This window comes from Paenibacillus sp. MABNR03 (assembly GCF_050455445.1).
Classification (GTDB): domain Bacteria; phylum Bacillota; class Bacilli; order Paenibacillales; family Paenibacillaceae; genus Paenibacillus; species Paenibacillus xylanilyticus.
Map to the genome: position 1 here is coordinate 39189 of NZ_JBCIYR010000003.1, position 16867 is coordinate 56055.

General features: G+C 47.3%; 17 protein-coding genes. 16 read left to right on the forward strand and 1 reads right to left on the reverse strand.

Going from position 1 to position 16867, the window contains the following annotated elements; genetic code table 11:
* Positions 1–2 precede the first annotated feature (2 nt).
* Both AAIH57_RS15395 and crcB read left to right on the forward strand, forming a co-directional pair.
* Entirely contained in the window at positions 3–404 is a 402-nt protein-coding gene (locus tag AAIH57_RS15395) for a FluC/FEX family fluoride channel (RefSeq protein WP_175397184.1), read from the forward strand.
* The gene (gene crcB / locus AAIH57_RS15400) at positions 401–760 is read left to right on the forward strand and encodes a fluoride efflux transporter CrcB (RefSeq protein ID WP_175397185.1); all 360 of its coding nucleotides are present in this window, start codon (positions 401–403) and stop codon (positions 758–760) included. The genes AAIH57_RS15395 and crcB overlap by 4 nt, the downstream gene beginning before the upstream one ends.
* A gap of 128 nt (positions 761–888) precedes the next feature.
* On the opposite strand, the gene mnmA is transcribed toward crcB, so the two are convergent.
* Entirely contained in the window at positions 889–2013 is a 1125-nt protein-coding gene (mnmA, locus tag AAIH57_RS15405) for a tRNA 2-thiouridine(34) synthase MnmA (protein WP_175397186.1), read from the reverse strand.
* 316 nt (positions 2014–2329) lie between these two features.
* Between mnmA and cymR the strand changes: the two genes are divergently transcribed.
* The 14 genes from cymR to AAIH57_RS15475 all read left to right on the forward strand — a co-directional run bounded on the left by cymR (position 2330) and on the right by AAIH57_RS15475 (position 16772).
* Entirely contained in the window at positions 2330–2749 is a 420-nt protein-coding gene (gene cymR / locus AAIH57_RS15410; protein ID WP_076287765.1) for a cysteine metabolism transcriptional regulator CymR, read from the forward strand.
* Between the two features lie 125 nt (positions 2750–2874).
* Positions 2875–4026 (forward strand): cysteine desulfurase family protein, encoded by a 1152-nt coding sequence (locus AAIH57_RS15415; RefSeq protein ID WP_430022206.1) that lies wholly within the window; start codon positions 2875–2877, stop codon positions 4024–4026.
* A gap of 165 nt (positions 4027–4191) precedes the next feature.
* Positions 4192–4713: a PRC-barrel domain-containing protein gene (locus AAIH57_RS15420; protein WP_430022208.1), complete on the forward strand. Its 522-nt coding sequence runs from the start codon at positions 4192–4194 to the stop codon at positions 4711–4713.
* Positions 4714–4723: 10 nt separating this feature from the next.
* Positions 4724–4933, forward strand: coding sequence for a hypothetical protein (locus AAIH57_RS15425; RefSeq protein WP_095289519.1), 210 nt, complete (start codon positions 4724–4726; stop codon positions 4931–4933).
* A 272-nt stretch (positions 4934–5205) separates the two neighbouring features.
* Positions 5206–6273, forward strand: coding sequence for an AI-2E family transporter (locus tag AAIH57_RS15430; protein WP_430022210.1), 1068 nt, complete (start codon positions 5206–5208; stop codon positions 6271–6273).
* Positions 6274–6711: 438 nt separating this feature from the next.
* Complete coding sequence (gene alaS / locus AAIH57_RS15435) at positions 6712–9333, forward strand: alanine--tRNA ligase (protein WP_175397190.1); 2622 nt, start codon at positions 6712–6714, stop codon at positions 9331–9333.
* A 129-nt stretch (positions 9334–9462) separates the two neighbouring features.
* Complete coding sequence (locus tag AAIH57_RS15440; protein WP_024633073.1) at positions 9463–9723, forward strand: IreB family regulatory phosphoprotein; 261 nt, start codon at positions 9463–9465, stop codon at positions 9721–9723.
* A 126-nt stretch (positions 9724–9849) separates the two neighbouring features.
* Complete coding sequence (gene ruvX / locus AAIH57_RS15445) at positions 9850–10266, forward strand: Holliday junction resolvase RuvX (protein WP_095289522.1); 417 nt, start codon at positions 9850–9852, stop codon at positions 10264–10266.
* Between the two features lie 12 nt (positions 10267–10278).
* Positions 10279–10578, forward strand: a complete 300-nt coding sequence (locus tag AAIH57_RS15450; RefSeq protein ID WP_127538641.1) for a DUF1292 domain-containing protein — start codon at positions 10279–10281, stop codon at positions 10576–10578.
* Complete coding sequence (locus tag AAIH57_RS15455) at positions 10579–10893, forward strand: DUF1292 domain-containing protein (protein WP_175397191.1); 315 nt, start codon at positions 10579–10581, stop codon at positions 10891–10893.
* A gap of 75 nt (positions 10894–10968) precedes the next feature.
* Positions 10969–12009 (forward strand): endolytic transglycosylase MltG, encoded by a 1041-nt coding sequence (gene mltG, locus AAIH57_RS15460; protein ID WP_217506509.1) that lies wholly within the window; start codon positions 10969–10971, stop codon positions 12007–12009.
* 15 nt (positions 12010–12024) lie between these two features.
* A complete protein-coding gene (locus AAIH57_RS15465; protein ID WP_430022214.1) occupies positions 12025–12954 on the forward strand; it encodes a peptidase U32 family protein in 930 nt (309 codons plus the stop codon).
* A gap of 17 nt (positions 12955–12971) precedes the next feature.
* On the forward strand, positions 12972–14300 hold the full coding sequence (locus AAIH57_RS15470; protein ID WP_430022216.1) for a peptidase U32 family protein: 1329 nt from the start codon (positions 12972–12974) through the stop codon (positions 14298–14300).
* A 231-nt stretch (positions 14301–14531) separates the two neighbouring features.
* Positions 14532–16772 carry a methyl-accepting chemotaxis protein gene (locus tag AAIH57_RS15475; RefSeq protein WP_430022218.1) on the forward strand — a complete coding sequence of 747 codons (2241 nt, stop codon included), beginning with the start codon at positions 14532–14534 and terminating at the stop codon, positions 16770–16772.
* Positions 16773–16867: the final 95 nt, after the last annotated feature.

Sequence of the window (16867 nt, forward strand, 5' to 3'; positions counted from 1 at the left end):
ACGTGAAAGAGGTTCTATATGTAGGTGCCGGCGGATTTTTGGGCACATGGACTCGATATGTCATACAGTTAGGGATACCCGCTGGCAATGCAGGCTTTCCTTGGGCAGTGCTGCTGATTAATGCCCTCGGCAGCCTTTTTTTGGGTTGGTTCTTTACCGTTGCCGTTCCAGACAAAATAACCCCACAACTTCGCCTTGCAATTGGCACTGGATTTACAGGCGCGTTCACCACATTTTCCACGTTTACGCTGGATATCGTCCGTTTATCTGATGGCAGCATGTGGATGAAGGCCTTCATGTATATGATGGCAAGTTTGCTCGCAGGCTTGCTGCTCTGTGCTTTGGGAATCAGGCTGGGGCAGCTTATGCGGGGTAAATCGGCGCAGGATGGCGCTGCAACATGATCATATGGGTCGGACTGGCAGGCATGTTAGGAGCCATACTTCGTTACAGTCTGGGGCGGTGGATTTCAGAAAACCTCGGGACGGCTTTTCCATGGGGGACATGGATCATTAACATCAGCGGTTCTCTGCTGCTCGGCTTGTTATATGGATGGCATCAATCGGAGATGATCTCGGACGGAATCTGGGTTGTGTGGGGCACCGGATTTTGCGGAGCATTTACGACCTTTTCGACCTTTGGGTATGAAACGGTTAACCTGGTGACCAAGAAACGTTATTCATCGGCTGTACTTTATGTTATCAGTTCAGTTTTACTGGGTGTTGCTGCCTCATACGCAGGCATGTGGTTAACTGCATAACCAAAAAAATATTCTTTTTGCAGGAAAAAGCAGGAAATAAGCCATCCTTCATGGTATACATGAAAGATGGCTTTTATGATGGGAATACAGGGTATTCCGAATTCTATACATAATGGGGTCTTCCCCGATTATTGCATCGCCGGGACAGGTACTTTTTGAACCTGATCAATGGTTCCGCCGCCCAGGCAAACATCGCCATCATAGAATACAACCGCTTGTCCTGGTGTAATGGCTTTTTGTTGTTGATCGAACTGTACATCCACGCTTCCGTCTTTCTGCCAAGTCAGTGTGACGCCTTGGTCCGGCTGACGGTAACGGAATTTGGCGGTACAGCGGAAGGATTCGTTAGGCACATGATCAGCGCCAGCGATCCAGTTTACGCCAGTAGCCGTCAAACCTGTCGAGTACAAGCTCGCGTGTGCATCGCCTTGAACAACAAGCAGTTGATTTTTCTCCAGATCCTTGTCTGCCACGAACCATGGTTCACCATTGCCGGACCCGCCAATACCGAGACCTTGGCGCTGTCCGAGGGTGTAGTACATCAGTCCGTCATGACGGCCTTTTACTTCACCCGTTACAATATCAACCATGTCTCCACCTTTGGCAGGCAGATAGTTGCTCAGGAACTCTTTGAAATTACGCTCACCGATAAAGCAGACACCTGTGCTGTCTTTTTTCTTGGCTGTGTACAAGCCTGCCGCTTCAGCAATTTTCCGCACCTCAGGTTTGGGAAGATGACCGATGGGGAACATGGCTTTGGACAACTGGTTCTGATTGAGTGCATTAAGGAAGTAGGTCTGGTCCTTGTTGCTGTCTACCCCTCGCAGCAGTTTGAATGTGCCGTCTTCTTCGACAAGACGAGCATAGTGGCCTGTGGCAACATAGTCTGCACCCAAATCAAGTGCCTTGTTCAGGAATTCACCGAATTTGATCTCGCGGTTGCACATGACATCCGGATTCGGTGTCCGACCTGACTTATATTCATCAAGGAAATAGGTAAATACTTTATCAAAGTACTCTTTCTCGAAGTTGACAGTGTAGTAAGGAATGCCGATCTGTTCACAAACCCGGCGAACGTCCTCTGAATCTTCTTCAGCGGTACAGTGGCCGAACTCGTCCGTGTCATCCCAGTTTTTCATGAAAATGCCGATGACATCGTATCCCTGCTCCTTCAGCAGCAATGCGGTAACGGAAGAATCGACACCTCCGGACATGCCAACGACGACCCGAGTATTCTCAATTGTTTTGGACATCGTTATCACCATTTTCTATATATAAATGTGTTTCGTTTCTATTCTAGCATAACCGGACTCAAGTTACGATACACCCGGCCTTTTTTGGATAGTGTCCACTCCAGGCGCACAATTTTGAATATCGTCAATCTTTCTTTTCCATAAAGCCTGCAGATATGTTAACATTAGCTGAGGGTTATGATCGGAATACGGAGGATTAGAAGCCTTGAGATCTGTATTTTTCGTATCCTGCAGTGGGATCATGAAAAAGACGGTCTTGAACCACACCAATATAATATTGTAATTGTTTTTCTGAAAATTGAAAGAGGTGACTCCTTTGAAAATATCGACAAAAGGCCGTTACGGGCTAACCATTATGATGGAGCTGGCTGCAAGAACAGGCGAAGGCCCTACATCACTTAAAAGCATTGCTGAGCGCAACCAGCTCTCAGAACATTATCTGGAGCAGCTGATCGCACCATTGCGCAATGCCGGACTTGTTAAGAGCATCCGGGGCGCCTACGGCGGTTACATTTTGGCAGGAGATCCTGCGACAGTGACTGCAGGTGACGTGATTCGTGTCCTGGAGGGACCGATCTCCCCAGTGGACTTCACCGAAGAAGATGATCCGGCCAAACGTGATCTGTGGCTGCGCATTCGTGACAGCATTGCAGAGGTACTGGATTCCACCACGCTAAAAGACCTGATTACATTCCAGGATCAGGAACAAAAAGACAGTTACATGTTTTATATCTAGTAAGGTTGATATTAACCATCACAGCTAACACACTAAAGCCCCCATTTTGGGGGCTTTAGCCATGCAAGAGCTGCATTTTAAACCAATGAACGCATAGAATTCGAACAAATAACGGGGTGAATAACATGAACAGAATTTATTTGGACCACGCTGCATCAACACCCATGCATCCACAAGTGGCGGAAGCGATGATGAAAGTCATGACAGGTCAGTATGGCAACGCTTCAAGCATTCATGCTTTTGGTCGGGAAGCCAAACGGACGGTTAGCGGAGCAAGGGACAGCATTGCGGCTTATTTGGGTTGTTTTCCGGATGAGCTCGTATTTACGGGTGGGGGCACGGAAAGTGATAACCTGGCGATTTTTGGTGCAGTATCGGCGAGAAAAGAACAGGGAAGACATATTATTACAACGGCAATCGAACATCATGCCGTTCTGCACAGCTGTCAGGAGCTTGAGCGTCAAGGTTGTGAAGTAACCTATCTGCCTGTAGATAAGCACGGGAGAGTAAGCATGGATGAACTGCGAGAGGCTATTCGTCCGGATACGGTACTCATTACGATGATGTTTGCCAATAATGAGGTAGGAACGATTCAGCCGATCCGCGAAATAGGCGAACTGGCGCGGCAGCATCAAATTTTATTCCATACCGATGCGGTACAGGCGCTGGGCACCCAAAACATCTCCTGTAAAGATCTACCGGTTGACCTGATCAGTTTCTCTGCGCATAAAATTAATGGGCCGCAAGGTGTAGGTGCACTTTATGTACGTCGGGGAATTGTTCTGGAAGCGAGATCCCATGGAGGACTGCAAGAGCGTCAGCGGCGTGCAGGTACGGAAAATATAGCGGGGATTGCCGGATTTGCAGAGGCACTCAAAATCGCAACAGAGCAGGCCGAAACGCATCGTCAGCATGATCTGGAATTACGGCACCTTTTGTTGGAACAGCTGAAAATCCACGTGGGTATAGAGCATTTTCATGTGAACGGCCACCCGGAATATACATTGCCCAACATCCTGAATATCAGTTTTCCCGAAGTGTCCACAGAAACGATGTTAATGAACCTGGACATGGAAGGCATCGCGGTTGCGAGTGGTTCTGCATGTACTTCAGGCTCCCTTGAAGTCTCTCATGTACTTAAAGCGATGAACCTGCCGGAGGCATTTTTGCATTCTGCGATTCGATTTAGCTGGGGATTGGGTAATACTACGGAAGAAATCATGAAAACCGCCGAAAAAATTGGAACCATTCTTGAACGCTTGCGTAATAGACCCTAAGGGGCTCTTTTGCACATGGAACATAAGGAGGGGAGAAGTTCCATTTCATCGGTTAGATAGAAGCGGTTTTGATGATCGGCGTCTGATTGCCACTCATCAACTTTGGGCATACCTAGCAATAGCGCCGCGCCTATTTAATGATAAGAAGATGAGGAGGACCCTGCGATGAAGCTTCAGGAAATGATCGGACTAGCCGTTTTTGATGTCGAGGACGGAAAACAGGTCGGTAAAATCCAGGATTTCATTGTAAGTGACGATTGGAAAATTGAAGGCATTGAACTTGAGAATAAAGGCCTGTTTACCAGTCATGTCAAAATCGTGCAGTGGCAAGACATTATTGCCTACGGCGAAGATGCCGTCATGATCCGTAATCAACAGGCTGTCCGCAAGACGGGAGCCGACGACATAAAACACACGTATCTTCTTGGGCAGTCTAAATTGAAAGAGATGTCCGTGCTGACCGAAGAAGGTTTGCTGCTTGGACGAGTCTCTGATGTTTATTTTGACCAAGAGTTGGGAAATACAATAATAGGGATTGAAATTACGGACGGTTTCGTGTCCGATCTGATTGAGGGCCGTAAATGGCTGCCATGTACAAGCGATATGTCTATCGGGGAAAGTGCCATTATGGTGCCTCCACTGAGTGAACAGCGCTTGGAAAATGCCATTCATTCTGTTAATGGATAGGTGAATGTATATGAAATGTCCAAATTGTAGTTCCAAAGATATCGGGAAAATTGGTTCCCACCAGTTTTATTGCTGGGGTTGCTTTATCGAATTGAACGTAAATGGTGAGAAAATGTCTGTGTACCAGGTTGAAGAAGACGGAACGCTCAGTTCTCTTGACGATCTGTTCTTCGGGGAAGAGCTGCCACAAGACTTCCCGCACCTTCACGCATCTTCTTAAAAACGGGAAAAACTTCCTCTATATGCGGTTTTGTGACAATCGATATCATGAGCCCTGTCGTCACTTGGCGACAGATGTGTATAGATGACAGTTACATAGCGGTCTGTCCAGCATGCATTAATGTATGCTCTCGCGGTTAGCAACATGCGTCTCTTTCCATAGTGAAGGAGGCGTTTTTGTTTTCTTCTGTTCCACTTTTGTACGGGGTTAATAAATTTTCCCTTTCCTACATATACTGACTTTCAGAGCCAGTCCAAAGGGGAGAGATGCAAGTGGAGCAATTAACCAAAAACAAGCTGTTCCGTTATGCCATCTGGCTGCTGCTCGGCTTGATCATTCTGTATTTTATATGGCTGCTGAGGCCTTTGCTGCTTCATATATATGGATTCCTGAAAACTGTACTGGCACCTTTTATCGTGGCTCTCATCATATCCTATGTTCTCAATCCGATCGTAAGCATGTTGGGCGGGCGCAAGGTGCCGCGCTCCATCGCCGTTTTGCTTATCTATGCTTTTTTTCTCACTTGTATCGGGGTCATACTAATGAATGTCATTCCGGTGCTGATTGAGCAGCTTGAAGAACTGAACGAGCATATGCCCGAACTATCGATGAGAGCCCAGAGTCTAATGAACAGCATGGATCACAAATTGATGCCACCGAGTGTACGAACAGGCATGAACAGCTGGTTCTTCCAGATGGAGGACCGTCTTACCCAAGGCATCACGATGCTGATGGACAATATCGGGGCAACGATCAATATGCTGTTTAACGTGTTTATCGTGCCGTTTCTCATTTTCTATATGTTAAAAGACTTCGAAGTGTTCGAACGCACGGTCGTTGCTTATCTCCCGCGTTCCCGCCGTAAAGCCATCGTGTCCGTCATGAAAGAGATCGATACAGCACTCGGTAACTATATTCGCGGGCAATTTATCGTCTGTGTGATTGTCGGCATTTTCGCCTACATCGGTTACGTGGTCATTGATATGCCTTACGCGCTGCTCTTGGCAAGCATTGTGGCGGTATTTAATATCGTGCCGTACCTGGGGCCCTTCCTGGGTGCAGCGCCAGCCGTCATCATGGCTTCAACCGTATCTGTTAAAATGGTCCTGCTGGTAGTTATCGTAAACACACTATGCCAGGTGCTGGAGAGCAATGTTATTTCTCCACAGGTGGTGGGGCGTTCGCTCCATCTGCATCCGTTGTCCATTATTTTTGCGCTCCTTGTTGGTGGACAATTGGCAGGTATTGTAGGTCTTATTCTGGCAGTGCCCGTTTATGCCGTTCTGAAGGTCATTGTGCAGCACTTTTTTGCCTATTACATCAAGCGGAGAACAGACTGACTATCCCTTAACGGACTGTCACTTGGGGGCACATTGACACTCGCTTGGCGTACCGATATAATAAAGTGACATGTTTAGAAAATGAAATCGATGATGAAATGAAGTACGCCGAGGGTTCCTTTCCTCAGAGAATAGACTTCTTCGGATTAGATCCAGATCTGATATCCGATGGCTGGAAGAGTCTTGAAAGTTGAAGCGGCGGAAAGCTGATTTCGGAGTGCAGGACAACCCTGCCGGGCGCGACCGTTATTCGCATGAACGAGGAGATTGCTGATCTGTCCGGGAATGAAGGACTAGCAGCAATAACCAGGGTGGTACCGCGATAACATCGTCCCTGATATTTCAGGGGCGTTTTTTGTGTTTATTTTTACAAAAAGTAATGTTAACCAACCGGAGCGAACAGCACCGGACCATAATAATTAATTGGGGGCAGCCAGTATGAAAGCCAGTGAAATCCGTTCCAAATGGATAGAGTTTTTTGCAAGTAAAGGTCACAAAATCGAGCCTAGTGCATCGCTCGTACCGCACAACGATCCATCCCTTTTGTGGATCAATGCAGGTATGGCCCCGCTTAAGCCTTATTTTGACGGTCGTGAGAAACCGGAGAACCCGCGTCTTGCGAACTCCCAAAAATGTATTCGTACCAACGATATTGAAAATGTCGGCAAAACACGTCGTCACCATACGTTCTTCGAAATGCTCGGTAACTTCTCCATTGGAGACTACTTCAAGGAAGAGACGATTACCTGGGCATGGGAATTCCTGACGAGCAAGGAATGGATCGGTTTCGATCCGGAGCGCTTGTCCGTAACGGTATATCCCGAAGATGAAGAAGCCTTCAAACTGTGGAACGAAAAAGTAGGATTGCCAGCTGAACGCATCATCAAGCTGGACGAGAACTTCTGGGATATCGGCGAAGGTCCATGCGGACCTTGTACTGAGATTTTCTATGATCGCGGTGAAGCCTACGGCAATGACATGAATGATCCGGAAATGTACCCAGGCGGAGAAAATGAACGTTACCTGGAAGTATGGAACCTGGTATTCTCCCAATTCAATCACAACAAGGATGGCAGCTACACGCCGCTTCCAAACAAAAACATTGATACAGGTGCAGGTCTGGAGCGTTTTGCTTCCATTCTGCAAAATGTTGATTCCAACTTTGACACAGACTTGTTCCAACCGATGATTCAAAGAACAGCAGCACTTGCTGGTGTGAAATATAATGACAGCGTTGAGATTGATATTGCACTCAAAGTCATTGCTGACCATATTCGTACCGTTGCTTTTGCAGTCGGTGACGGTGTGCTGCCAAGTAACGAAGGACGCGGATATGTTATCCGCCGCCTGCTGCGTCGTGCAGTACGCTACGGAAAAGTACTCGGACTGGATCGTCCATTCCTCTATGAACTGACAACAACGGTCGGTGAAGTGATGGGAGTTTACTATCCAGAGGTAGTAGAGAAGCAAGAATTCATCGCCAAAGTCATCAAAACTGAAGAAGAGCGGTTCCATGAAACACTTAGCGACGGACTGGCTATCCTGGCAGACATCAGTGCTGCAGCCAAAGCCGAAGGCCGCACGGTGATCAGTGGACCGGAAGCATTCAAACTGTATGACACATACGGTTTCCCGTTTGACCTTACCGAAGATTATGCCGCAGAGCATGGTTTGACTGTCGATCGTGAAGGATTCGATGCTTCCATGCAAGAGCAGCGTGATCGTGCGCGTGCAGGTCGTCAGGAAAGCGAAAGCATGAAAGTCCAAGGTGGACCACTTGCCGATCTGGAGGTTAAAAGCGAGTTTGTTGGTTATACTGACCTGTTGACGGAAGCAAAAGTGGTTGCCATCGTTGCTGGCGACGCCCTTGTAGATTCTGTGAGCGAAGGACAAACCTGTCAGGTTATCCTGGACAAAACTCCGTTTTATGCGGAGAGCGGCGGACAAGTGAGCGATCAGGGCTTGCTGCGCGGAGCAGGCGTCACTGCAAAAGTACAAGGTTTGTTCAAAGCTCCACAAGGACAGCACGTACACATGGTAAGCGTGGAATCAGGTGAACTGCGTGTGGGCGAAGTCATTCAAGCGGAAGTGAATGCGTCCAAGCGTGGAGATATTATTAAAAACCATACAGCTACCCATTTGCTGCACAAAGCACTTAAGGATGTACTGGGTACGCATGTCAATCAGGCAGGATCACTCGTGGAACCACAGCGTCTGCGGTTTGACTTCTCCCACTTCGGCAGCATTACGCCGGAAGAATTGACAGAGATTGAGCGCCAGGTGAATGAGCAGATCTGGAATCGCCTGAATGTAAACATTGAATTGAAAGGCATCGATGAAGCCAAAGAAATGGGCGCAATGGCGTTGTTTGGTGAAAAATACGGAGATATTGTGCGTGTCGTACAAATCGGTGACTACAGTTTGGAACTTTGTGGCGGCTGTCACGTAAACAATACATCGGAGATCGGCATGTTCAAACTCGTGAGCGAGAGCGGAATTGGTTCCGGTGTACGCCGGATCGAGGCTGTAACCGGTCGCGGTGCGTATCTCTTCGTTGAGAGCCAACTGGAGCTGCTCAAGCAATCGGCTGCCTTGCTCAAATCCAATGTTGCCGATGTGCCTAAGCGGATTGAAGGTTTGAATCATCAGCTGAAAGAAGCGGCGAGAGAAACGGAATCGCTGCAAAGCAAGCTGAGTGCCATGGAAGCAGGCGCGCTGACAGATCAAGTGGTACAGGCAGGAGATACACAAGTGCTCGCTGCCCGAGTGGATGCACCGAACATGGATGCACTGCGTACCGTTGCCGACGAGTTGAAAGTAAAACTGCCTGATGCCGTACTCGTTCTGGGTGCTCCAGCAGATGGCAAGGTGAACTTCGTGGTTGCTGTTCCTGCTGAAAAAGTGAAACAAGGTCTTCACGCCGGTAAAATTGTCAAGGAAGTCGCGGCAGTATGTGGCGGCGGTGGCGGTGGCCGTCCAGACATGGCACAAGCCGGAGGTAAGGATGCGTCCAAGCTGGATGAAGCGCTGAAACTGGCGGTATCACTCATTGCACAATAACGGACAAGCAAAAAACACAATTGCATTCTCCTTTGTTTACTCGTGGCAGTCAGAATATGTTATTATATAAGCAGAAATCAATTCGGCAGGACATGGTCCCCATGTTCATGCAGGAGCGAGGTGTCATCAATGGACTCCATGGATAAGACGGTTAAATTTAATGTGAAAGCTGACGAGCAGGAAGCATCCTCCAAAGAGATTCTTCTTACGGTGTATGATGCACTGGTGGATAAGGAGTATAATCCGATCAACCAGATTGTCGGGTACCTGATTTCGGGAGACCCGGCATACATTCCTCGTCATAACAACGCACGCAGTCTGGTCCGGAAAAAGGAGCGCGATGAGCTGATTGAAGAGCTTGTACGTTCCTATCTGGCCAATCACCGGTAATGTATACCGCTTCCGCTGTGATGCAGCCATGCATGCAGCGGGAAATGAACCGACAGAAGACAGCCTGAAGCTTAAGAAGGGGAGTATGTAATCCTCCTACGCGGGCTTGAGGATGGGAGAGCATGGATGAAAATATTAGGTTTGGATTATGGGGACCGAAGAATCGGAGTTGCCGTTAGTGACGCCTTCGGTTGGACTGCCCAGGGATTAGAAGTGCTTGAACGCCGCCGGGATGAAGGCGAGTTCGGTCGAATTGCTGAGCTTGTGCGTGAGCACGAAATCAGCGAGATCGTTGTCGGGCTCCCCAAAAACATGAACGGCACCGTAGGGCCGCGTGGCGAGATCTGTATTGCTTTTGCCGAACGACTGCGGGGCGAACTGAATTTACCTGTTCACCTTTGGGATGAACGGCTGACAACCATGGCAGCAGAACGAACGTTGATTGAAGCGGATGTCAGTCGGAAAAAACGCAAGCAGGTTGTGGACAAAATGGCCGCAAGCTTGATTTTGCAAAATTATTTAGATGCGAACAGTAAAAGGTGAGGGGGATCAACAATGGCTGAAGATCAACTGGGTATGGAAGAAGAATCGGAGATTATTTACATCGCGGATGACGAGGGCAATGAAGAAGAATTTGAAGTCATCATGAAGTTTGAAGTGGATGGGTCGGAGGCCAAGTACATGATGGTTGCTCCGGTTGAACCTGAAGATGGAGAAACGGATGTATATGCATTCCGTTATGAAGAAGATGGCGACGATATTAAACTTTTCGTCATCCAAGATGATGCCGAATGGGATATTGTCGAGGAGACGTTTAATACATTTTTGGCAGAAGATGAAGAGGAAGCGAACTAAATGACCGAATACAGCCGCAAAGACCTGAAATGGACAGATTCGCTGCGTCTGGCTTTTGGTGCTCATGTTGAGCTGGAAGAAGAGAACGGTAAGTCCCATCCGTATGACTTGCTGGCTGAGTTTGAAGTGAAGGGTCAGCAGTATGCGGTACTCCGCAGTTCATTACGTCCTTACGACGAAGTTGAACTTCTGCGGGTCTTGCCTGGAACTGAAGGCCAGGTTATGCCGGAGTTAGTTACGATTGACGATGATGATGAGTGGGAGAACATCTCGGAACTGTACGATGAATGTACTCTCCCCATTGATGAAGATTGATCAGCTTCAAATTGAAGAAACCGGAAGGGCGGAGAAGTCCGCTCTTTTTGGTTGTGTAAAGGAGTTGTGTCTTTTTTGAAAGGAAAAGCCATAATAATCGTTCTGCTTATCATTGTAATTGTTGCCGGAGGCGGCGGTGCTGCTGTCTGGAGCATGATGCGTCCTGTTGCGACCTCGGCAGATCCGGTCGTATTCGAGATCAAGAGCGGATCGGGAACATCCCAAATTGCGGATCAGCTTGAACAAGAAGGGCTAATTCGAAGCGGTTTAGCGTTCAAAGGATATTTGAAATGGAAGAAGCAAGGATCGAATTTTATGGCAGGTACATATTCCATGAATCCTGGCGTGTCATACGATGAGATTATTACCAAGCTGAGTAGTGGTGAAGTTGTACCGGAAGAAATGGTGAAGTTTACGATCCCTGAAGGATACACGGTGCTGCAAATGGCGGATAAGTTGTCGGCAGAGGGTGTCGTTGACCGTGAGGAATTCATCAAGCTGGCGAACGACCCTTCTTCCTTTGATGTTGACATCATTAAGGACATCCCGGTGGATGAGGAGCTTCGCTATGTCTTGGAGGGGTATTTGTTCCCAGAGACCTATGAGCTCAAAAAGGGCAGCACCACACATGACGTCATGCAGCGAATGCTTGAGGAATTCCAGAGCAAGATCAGCTCCATTCCGGATTTGGAAACGAAACTGCAGGAGCGAAATCTTTCTTTGCATGAGCTGCTTACGATTGCCTCTCTTGTAGAGAGAGAAGTTGTGGTTGATCAGGAACGCGCTCTGGTAGCAGGTGTGATTGATAACCGGCTTAAGCAGGATATGAAGCTGGAGATCGATGCTACTGTTCAATATTTGCTGGATAAGCCCAAGGCACGATTGTTGTTCAAAGACTTGAAGGTGCAAAGTCCATACAACTCGTATCTGAACAAAGGACTGCCACCAGGGCCGATTGCAAGCCCGAGTTTGGCTTCCATTGAGGCTGCTCTCGAACCGGAAGCTTCGGAGTATCTGTTCTATGTCACCAAAAAGGATGGTTCATCCGGGCATCTGTTTGCCAAAACATATAAGGAACATCAGCAAAATATAGCCAAAAGTAAGGCTGCGCAATAAGCGGAGGGGATGTATATGAGTAAGAAGCATGAACTGCTCGTTACGGCAGTAAATGTAAATGAAGCAGAAGTGCTGCTCCAGGCCGGAGCAGATGCTTTGTTAATTGGGGATGATCGCTTCGGCATGCGTTTACCCGGAAGTTTCACTGTGGAAGAGACAGCAGAGGTGGTAGCCATTGCTGCCAAACATCAGGCGCGTGTCTATGTATCGATGAATAACCTGATGTCCAACGAGCTCTTGAAGGAACTCCCTGAATATGTCCAGGCTCTAGGCAAAATTGGCGTCCATGCGGTGGAATTTAATGATCCGTCCGTACTGGCTGCGATCAAGGAATACGCCCCACATATTCAACTGCACTGGAACGCGGAGATGACTTCGACGAACTACGCGACAGCCAACTACTGGGGAAACAAGGGTGCCAGTCGTGTCGTGCTTGCTCGGGAGTTGAATATGGATGAACTGACGGAGATGGTCCCTTTTCTGAAGGTGGAAGCTCAGGTTCAGGTTCATGGGATGACGAATATTTATCATTCCAAGCGCAGTCTGGTCCAAAGTTATATGGCGCATCAGGGCCGTCCGGTAGAAGGGAATCTCGGTAAAGAGCGCGGGTTATTCCTGATTGAGGCTGAGCGTCGGGATGAGAAATTTCCGATCTATGAAGATATTAACGGTACACACATTATGAGTTCAGAGGATATATGCATTCTGGAGGATCTCCATTTGATGATGGAGGCAGGCGTGCATAGTTTTAAAATAGAAGGCATTCTCAAACCCCTGGTTTATAATGAAGCTGTTGTACGGGCATACCGGAAAGCGATTGACAGCTATGTAGCTGATGCCGATGCATATGCTTTCTCGGATGAGTGGCTGGATGAGGTCCGCCAATTGCAGGATCCTGAACGGGAGCTGTCATTTGGCTTTTTCTACAAAGAACAGGTGTATTAATAGACGAGGTGAACGAAATGGAAACAGTGGCGGTACAGCGGAAATTTTCGGGTAAACGTAACCGTCTGGACAAACCGGAGCTGCTTGCTCCGGCGGGAAATCTGGAAAAACTCAAGTTTGCGATCCATTATGGCGCAGATGCCGTGTATATTGGTGGACAGGCATATGGACTCCGTTCCAACGCGGATAACTTCAGCTTTGAAGAAATGCGTGAAGGTGTGGAATTTGCCAATAAATACGGTGCCAAAGTATTTGTGGCTACGAACATCTATGCACACAATGAAGATATCGAGGGCATTGAAGCGTATTTGCAAAATCTGTACAATGCGGGTATCTCAGCTGTAATCGTAGCTGATCCGGCGATTATTGAAGTGGCCCAGCGTGCTGTTCCTGGTCTTGAGGTGCACCTTAGTACTCAACAATCAACGCTGAACTGGCAAGCCGTGAAGTTCTGGAAAGACGAAGGACTCCCACGTGTGGTTCTGGGGCGTGAGACCAGCTTTGAGGAGATTGAAGAGATCAAGGCTAACGTGGATATCGAAATTGAAGCCTTCATCCATGGCGCGATGTGTTCCTCTTATTCCGGGCGCTGTGTACTCTCCAATCATTTTACGGATCGGGATTCCAATCGGGGTGGCTGCTGCCAATCATGCCGCTGGAAATATGATTTGTTTGAAGATGCCAGAGAAGATACGGTGTGGGTCAGTGAAGAAGAGATGCAGATGAAAGCTCCTGCGCCTTTCAAACTGGGAGAAAATCAGCTGCCCCTGTTCGAGGAGCAGGACAATTCGTTTTCCATGGGATCGAAGGATCTGTGCATGATTGGCCATATTCCCGAGTTGATTGATGTGGGTGTGGATAGTTTCAAAATAGAAGGACGCATGAAGTCGATCCACTATGTGGCTACTGTCGTAAACGTATATCGTCAAGCGATAGATGCTTACATGGCTGATCCGGAAAACTATGTATTGAAGCCGGAATGGGTTGAAGAAATGAATAAGGCTGCCAACCGTCCATTAAACACGGGCTTTTTCTATGATACACCGGATCATGAGGATCATATTTATGAGCCCGAAGAAAAAGCAGTACCTTATGATTTCGCAGGATTGGTTATGGATTATGATGCGGCCACAGGAATGGCGACAATCCAGCAGCGGAATCATTTCAAACCTGGACAGGAGATCGAATTTTTCGGTCCGAACGGAACCTTTTTCAAGCAAGTTGTAGGTGAAATTCAGGATGAAGAAGGCAATGTGCTCGATGCAGCACGCCACCCATTACAATTAATCAGAATGAAGGTGGATCAGCCTGTATCCTACTTTGATATGATGAGGAAAAAGAAATAGGCTGAATGACCTACCTTATAACAAGATTATGTTATCCATTAACAAGATTGTGTTATAAATCAAAAATATAGTCCTCCGTATATCGGTATACGGGGGGCTTTTTTTTATAGGAAAATAGGAAAAAAGTTGCAAAATATTTTTGGAAAACGAAAGGGGAAAGGGGAAAACTGTCGAATATTACATGTTTATAGGGGAGAGAAAGAAAAATATAACTAGCAAACTGGCAGGTGAATGGGATTGGTTCAAAAGAAGCAGAAGGACAGTGGGGAAAAGGTGAAAAAACCAGTGAAGGAAAAGAAGCCGAAAGATCAAAAGTTTAAGAAATTAAGCTTCCTGAAAGGTAAGACAGAAAAACCATCGAACAAGAAACCGTTTAAGCTGGATTGGAAAAAGATTCAGTGGAATAAGATGGGGGGAACAACGTTAACTCAGGTCCGGAAGGCAAATCCGGTCAAATCGGTAGGGGTTAAACTGTTTTTAATCTTTTTTGCGGGCATTATGATTTTTGTGATTAGTTTGGGTCTATTATCCTACTCGAAAGCCAAAAACACAATTGAGGAAAATGCCTCCCGGGCAAATCAGGAAACGATTGATCAAACCAAAGAAAAAATGGATATCATTCTGGAACGATTTGTGGATACGTCTACCCAGATCTTCTTTGATCCGGAAATGCAATCCTTGTTGCAAAACATGTCTAATGCGAATTTGACGGCATATGATACGTTTATCAATTCAAGCTCCATCAATAAACAGCTATCCAATGTAGCATTTACAAATAAATCTATGGAAGCGATTTATCTGGTACCAACGGACGAAACCAAGTCCACGATGGGAACGGGTAGCAGCAGCTCTTCCATGGGTAATATTCGAAGCGAGGCTTGGTATGACGAGTTAGTAAAGTCTGGCGGATATCGCTGGCTTCCTACAGAAACCAAAGAAGATGGAAGTGCTCCAACATTCCGAATCGCTCGGTCTATGAAAAATCTGCAAGGGACAAATCAGTCCTATGTCCTGGTCATTGAATTGAAACTCGAAGTTTTGGAGGAACAGTTGAAATCGCTTAATCTGGGAGAGGGAGCTGTGCTTCAGCTCATTGCCCCGGACAAAAAAGTAGTAGCCTCAACGATTCCTGACCGTACAGGGAAGGAGACGGAGCTTGCCTTTTACGGAGATTTGACGGAGCAAACGGGCAGTACCAATGCAGAATATACGGTTGATGGGAAATCTACGGATATGCTTGTAGTTTACAGTACGATGGAATCATCGGATTGGAAACTAATTGGAATGGTACCTACTTCCATGTTGGTTCAGGATGCCAAAGGCATTTTGACGCTGACATTATGGATGGCATTGATTGATGCAGCGATTGCAGTACTGATTGGTGTATGGATGGTCCGCATGATTGCCCGTCCGCTGGGAAGATTGAAAGACCTGATGCAGGAGGGTGCGAAAGGGAACCTGAAGGTGCGTACACCATTTACCTCCAAAGATGAAATTGGCCAGTTATCTGCTGCCTTCAATCTGATGATGGAACAGATTACGAAGCTGGTTGAGCAAACGAATCGTTCCGCGCAGGAGGTGCTGGATACAGCCTCAGAGCTTAGCAATGCGTCCAAGAAAACAGCGGTTTCAGCATCTGAGATTGCAGTAGCCACTGAAGAGATTGCAGGTGGGGCAAGCAGCCTGGCATCGGAAGCCGAGCGCGGTAATGAGTTGACCGACAACATCTCCCGTCAGATGGAGAGTGTGGTTGCCGCAAACGAGCAAATGGGACAATCTGCCCGACATGTGGAAAGAGCCAGTGAAACAGGAACACAGCACTTGAATCAATTAATGACGAAGACACAGAAGACGGAAGAAATGATTGGTGCACTGGTGAACAAGGTAGACTCTCTGAAAGAGAGTACATCTTCCGTTCTGAAAGTCCTTGATGTGCTTCAGAACATTACGAAGCAGACCAATATTTTGTCACTGAACGCCACCATTGAAGCGGCACGTGCCGGTGCAGCAGGACGCGGATTCATGGTCGTTGCTGGTGAGGTTCGACAACTGGCTGAGCAGTCCAGACAGTCCATCGACATGGTAGGTGACATTACCGATAAAATTATGCTTGAGATGAACGAGACTGTCACCGCCTTGTCCAATGTCAACCCGTTATTCCGGGAACAGATGGATGCAGTAAAAGATACCAATGTGATTTTTGCTTCGGTACAGCAGCAGATGGGTGCATTTGTAGAGAAACTGGACATGGTCACGGAGTCCATCGGAGATCTGAACAAGTCTCAAGGAACGTTGTCTGAGGCGATGAGTAATGTTAGCGCAGTAGCTGAGGAATCGTCCGCGACATCGGAGGAAGTGGCGTCTTTGAGCAGTGAGCAGCAAAATATTAGCAACCAGTTGGTGAACCTGTCTGACAAGCTGGAGAATGTATCCACTGAACTTAAAAATACGTTGTCCCGCTTTACAGTTTAAACCAATGTAGAATCTCATGGATATCTTCAATAAACCTGTTCCGTTCATGGAACAGGTTTATTGCTGTTTGCCGGATAATTCCAAATGCAATGAAA